5 protein-coding genes and 1 pseudogene are annotated in these 5,531 nt (G+C 31.2%); 5 read left to right on the plus strand and 1 reads right to left on the minus strand.

Features of this window, described 5'->3' with window-relative positions:
- The coding region (locus tag LRP84_RS22005; RefSeq protein ID WP_230577033.1) for an IS6 family transposase at positions 1-296 on the minus strand (296 nt) is incomplete at its 3' end.
- Positions 297-551: 255 nt separating this feature from the next.
- Here LRP84_RS22005 and LRP84_RS22010 point away from each other — a divergent pair.
- The 5 genes and pseudogenes from LRP84_RS22010 to LRP84_RS22030 all read left to right on the plus strand — a co-directional run bounded on the left by LRP84_RS22010 (position 552) and on the right by LRP84_RS22030 (position 5,053).
- Positions 552-881, plus strand: coding sequence for a YjdJ family protein (locus tag LRP84_RS22010; protein WP_367890498.1), 330 nt, complete (start codon positions 552-554; stop codon positions 879-881).
- 262 nt (positions 882-1,143) lie between these two features.
- A complete protein-coding gene (locus LRP84_RS22015; RefSeq protein ID WP_230577035.1) occupies positions 1,144-1,635 on the plus strand; it encodes an RNA polymerase sigma factor in 492 nt (163 codons plus the stop codon).
- Complete coding sequence (locus LRP84_RS22020; protein ID WP_230577036.1) at positions 1,635-2,546, plus strand: sigma factor regulator N-terminal domain-containing protein; 912 nt, start codon at positions 1,635-1,637, stop codon at positions 2,544-2,546. The genes LRP84_RS22015 and LRP84_RS22020 overlap by 1 nt, the downstream gene beginning before the upstream one ends.
- A 128-nt stretch (positions 2,547-2,674) precedes the next feature.
- Positions 2,675-2,824 (plus strand): annotated as a pseudogene (locus LRP84_RS22025) (IS6 family transposase); the annotation flags it as partial.
- A gap of 750 nt (positions 2,825-3,574) precedes the next feature.
- The gene (locus LRP84_RS22030; RefSeq protein WP_230577037.1) at positions 3,575-5,053 is read left to right on the plus strand and encodes an Lsa family ABC-F type ribosomal protection protein; all 1,479 of its coding nucleotides are present in this window, start codon (positions 3,575-3,577) and stop codon (positions 5,051-5,053) included.
- Positions 5,054-5,531: the final 478 nt, after the last annotated feature.

The following is a 5,531-nucleotide window of genomic DNA, read 5'->3' on the forward strand; positions in this document are numbered from 1 at the left end:
TTCGAATCAACAGCACGATACAGATACATCCATTGACCTTTTACTTTGATATATGTTTCATCGACTCTCCAAGAGTCATTTGTTTGTTTGAGGTGACGACGGATTCGTTTGTCCAATTCAGGACCATACTGATGAACCCAACGCATAATCGTTGTATGAGAAATGGATAAATCCCGTTCTTCTAGCATTTCCACCAAATCACGAAAACTGAGGTTGTACCGTAGGTACCATCTTACCGTTAATAAGATAACATCAGGCTGATAATGCTTCCACCTGAATACATGTTCCTTTTCCATACCAATTACGCACCCTTTCTAAAGTAATAGTAACAGTATGTCCAAGATTTATAGATTCATTGCAATTGTCCTTAAGTTTTTGCACCAGAACCTCTTTTAGTTTAGTCGTTTTGGGGGTATTTTTGTTTTTTAGATTGATGGGTATGTGGCACTAACCAAATAGAGGATGTAATGGATAAATATGCTATACTTATATAAAGTTATGGAAAAGAGACTTGAATTCAACCTTATATAGTCAACTATATTTTGGAAAAAATGTATAGGGAGAGGGCTTTATTGAAAATTAGATATTTGGTTCAATTTGGATTAGCTTTTATATTATTATTTGTTTCAACTCTTATTAGTTGGTACCAAGGAAGCAATTTGATATATTACCCAAGTGAATGGAAATACTCTGCTAAATTTACAAATTATTTTAGAGGTCCTGTCTCAGAATACCATGATATTCTTCAAATAGACTTCTTTATATATGCAGCGAAATTCCACCCTATCTCAGTGTTTGTTATGATAGTAAGTTTTATGCATATATTAATTCTAAGTTTATATCTTGTTTTTAAAAGAAAAAAGAATAATATTACAAAATAATGAAAGATTTACGAAAGTAATATTTGGATTAAAAATGTAGTAACCTCCTACCAAATTACAGGTAGGAGGTTATTAAAGTTGCTTAAAAATTATTTTACCCTTTCATTCGATGATGTTTTAGGAATAATAAAGTTATTTAATTTCGGAAAGCGAATCGTATAACATAGTCCCCGTTAATAAATCAAAAACTTTTTATTTAATTCATTTAAGTGTATACATTTATCATTACTTATTCGTTATATAAGTATAGGGAGGACAAATGATGAAAAAAGAAAATGTACTAGCCTCCTATCTTATCAATTTAGGAGAGGAAGTATTCAATTTATTGCTAGCGAAAGGAGCCAAAAAAGAAGATGCGGAAGATATAATTCAAAACACTTTTTATAAAGTGTACACACTATTGGATGATCTAACAGAGAGCAATATACATCCGTGGTTTTTTAGAGTAGCACTCAATGAATATATTGACTTGAAAAGAAAAAAGGAGCAACAGAACATCTACTTAACCGAGGAAATTTATTCAAAACTACAATATACAGACCGCGAATTTGATGCCATTTTAAATAAGGATGAGATTTTCTATTTATTAAAAGACATCAAAAAAGAATACCAAGAGGCTTTCTTTTTAAAGTATTACTATGATTTTTCATATGAAGAAATTGCGACTATTTTGGACATTAAAGTAAACAGTGTAAAGCAAAGATTATATCGTGCACGTAAATTTATTCACTCAAAAATAGGAGGAAAACATTAATGGACACTTCGTTAAAAGGTGCTTTAAAAAAAGCTAAACGAAAACAATTACTAAAAATCGTCATTACTTCAATTATCGTTGTACTTATTCTATTACCGACCCTTTATAAAACTGGCAATTACTTTGCAGCGAAAAGTTCTACAAGACTTCACGAACAGCTCTTTTTACATAATGAAATTGCCGAACCTAATATTCAAATAGACTCTCAAGTTACGAGTAATACCTCTATGTTTGGTGGCAACATTGTAACGAATCGTTCTAAAAATATTAATGGCTATTTAGTACAATGGAGCACACTCACAAGTTCGTATGATTGGTTTCGCATCCATATAGATCTCAACGAGTTAACACCGGGATTTTATTGGTCTGATAAGGAGTTTTATGAGTATGATAAACAAACAAAGAATAAAGTTGCGACATTTTATCATCCATCTATTCAAAAGTACTATGACGGTGTGCAAAATGAACTAGGGGAAATTTCACAAATGGAAAATCACGTTGCCGAAGTTGCAATTTCTTTCGATCAGCCTTATACATTCCAAGAAATTCAAGCAAAAATTCCTGATAATTTAAACATCGTATGGTTGTATATGACATCACCAATTGTAGATGAAAGTAAGGGACCTGCTGGTGTGCCGGTTTATGGATTTGATCCATCTGATTCACCGAAAGAGGCATACAATAGCTTTATTGATGCACTTAAAAAATATGATGCAAGTGGTGATGACGAAACAATCCAGAAGTTTTTAAATTCAAATAAAAATAAACAGTTTGATGAAGTGAAAATTTTAGGGGTAATGCTGACTGGTCAAACCCAAAACTTTAAAGCCTTAGAAAATCAAGATTTTATTCGTGGTGCCTCTGTAGGAGCTACTGCACAAATCGTCCCTTATATTAAACCAACGAAATAATAAGCAAGAGACCAGATAAACATTTGGTCTCTCTTTTTTGTTAACTTAACAAATATTGAAATATTTCTATTACAGGAGACAAAAAGAAAATATGGTATGAAAAATCCAATTCCATACCATATTTTTAATCTGCAGGATTTCAAAGTCTTCGCCATGCTTCGCACACCTTGAAAAGAATCGAAACGATTCATGCTATATATAAACGAAAACGAAGTTTGCAGCCAAACTTCGTTTTTTCAACGTACAATGAATTACAGCAATTACTCACAATTGCATAAGATTCAGCTGTACTCACCCTAACTTTCTATCTGTTAAAAAACTTTGCAACAGAACCGGTGAAAATGAATAATATAAAAAGAGAAGTCTGCAATTTTACAGTTAGTTTTCTTTAAATGGATTGTGATTTTGAATAAAATTTTGTTTTCACTTTTTGATCAAACTTTGTTTTAAAGCCACACAATTTAGGATTAAGATTTTTATGGAGGGGAAGTATAAAGAAAGAAGGAATATACATTGTTGATTCTAAAGAAGTAGTTAGCAGTAATTTGAGGTAAAGATGATTGTGATATTGCATTCCATAAAAAAGAATGTTACTCTAAAAATAGAATTATGAGAGGACTGATGGATGAATAATGATTAACTAATCTATATTTAAATTTGAAATTAATAACTTCAAACTACAAAATATAGGGTTAGTCTATCCATTTTTATTAATCAGTTCATACTTTATTTGTCATGATTCCAATGATTAATAAGAACTTATTAAGTATAAGTGAAATACTAATCCTTCCGATTACAAATTGGGAGGATTTTTTTATTCTCTTATAGGTAAGTTGATATTTATTAATCCGTAACTGTAACCTAACAAATAAAGGAGAGAGAAAAATGAGTAATTCAGACACTATTGTTACACATGTAATGCTCTATATAAGTCGTTAATATCCATCAAACTTATATGGAGGAATTAAGAAATTGATGGATATTCCGACTTTATATGAAAAGTGTTGATATATAAAGGAGGAATTATTATGTCAATGATAAAAGTTCAAGACTTAACTTTTTCATACCCAGGTAGCTTTGATAATATTTTTGAAGGTGTAAACTTTCAAATAGATACGGATTGGAAACTAGGGTTTATTGGTAGAAACGGACGAGGTAAAACGACATTCTTTAATTTATTATTAGGTAATTATGAGTATAGTGGAAAAATCACTTCTTCGATAGAATTTAATTATTTCCCTTACCCAGTTTCGGATAAGAACAAGTTCACTCATGAAATCCTTGAAGAAATTTGTCCCCAAGCAGAAGATTGGGAATTTCTGCGTGAAATATCCTATTTAAATGTTAATGCCGAGGCCATGTATCGACCATTTAAAACATTATCAAATGGAGAACAAACAAAGGTGTTGCTTGCTGCACTGTTTTTGAATGAGGGTCAATTTCTATTAATTGATGAGCCAACAAATCATCTAGACACTGATGCACGAAAGATGGTCTCTGATTATCTAAGGAAGAAAAAAGGGTTTATTTTGATTTCACATGACAGAATCTTTTTAGATGGATGCGTTGACCATATCTTATCTATAAATAGAGCAAATATTGAAGTTCAAAGTGGTAACTATTCTTCTTGGAAGTTAAATTTTGATAGACAGCAGGAACACGAAGAGGCTACAAATGAGCGTCTACAAAAAGACATAGGGAGATTAAAACAGTCTTCAAAGTGTTCAGCAGGTTGGTCTCATCAAGTGGAAGCTTCCAAAAATGGAACAAGGAATTCAGGATCTAAGTTAGATAAGGGTTTTGTAGGACATAAAGCGGCCAAGATGATGAAGAGAGCGAAGAACCTTGAATCAAGGCAACAAAAAGCAATTGAAGAAAAGTCAAAATTACTAAAAAATGTGGAGAAAACTGAGTCGTTAAAATTAGAACAATTAAAATTTCAGTCAAATGAATTGGTTGTTTTGACTGATGTGTCTGTTAAGTATGATGACCAAATAGTAAATGAACCAATTAGCTTCATAGTTGAACAAGGGGACCGAATTGTACTTGATGGAAAGAATGGAAGCGGGAAAAGTAGTATCCTAAAACTAATTCTAGGACATCCAATACAGCATACAGGCTCAGTTAATTTAGGTTCAGGACTAATCATTTCCTATGTCCAACAAGATACTTCTCATTTGAAGGGATCGTTATCGGACTTTATTGAAGAGCACGAGATTGATGAGACGTTATTTAAATCCATCCTACGTAAGATGGATTTTGACCGAATTCAATTTGAGAAAGATATATTTTATTATTCTGGTGGACAAAAGAAAAAGCTGCTTATCGCTAAAAGTTTATGTGAAAAAGCTCATTTATATATATGGGATGAACCATTAAATTTTATTGATATTTATTCGCGTATGCAGATTGAAGAGCTTATTCAACAATTTAATCCCACAATGGTTATTGTTGAGCATGATAAGGCATTTCAACAAACAGTTGCAACAAAAACTATATCTATATAGTTCAAAGTGAATGATTGAAGATATAATCAGTAAATCAAGTCGTTAAACTATAGGGCGCTTTAATGGAGTGATGAAAAAAGCCTAATTTCTCTACAATAAATTGAGAAATTAGGCTTTTTAATAGGAAAAGTAGGATACATATTAACAGAATGCACTCATAAATGGGAATATGATATAAGACCATAAGGTTTTCCTACTATTAAAGAAGATGTTTAGGTTTGAATGATACAGGATTAGTTGTGTAATATTACCAATTGTGAATATAAAATAAAGTCACTACTTGGTTTATCTAGAGGTTAATCAATTAACAGGTATTGTAGTTGAACAAGCAATACAATAAATGATTAAACTTATTTATAAAAAAATAATTCGTTAGAATATATTAAGAGCATGTTTTGATCAATCTTTTTTCAAAACACGCTCTTTCCTTTTGTTCATTTATCAATATTAATAGCATTATTTCAATCAAATTTTATTT

This window comes from Bacillus rhizoplanae (assembly GCF_917563915.1).
In the GTDB taxonomy this organism is placed as follows: domain Bacteria; phylum Bacillota; class Bacilli; order Bacillales; family Bacillaceae_G; genus Bacillus_A; species Bacillus_A rhizoplanae.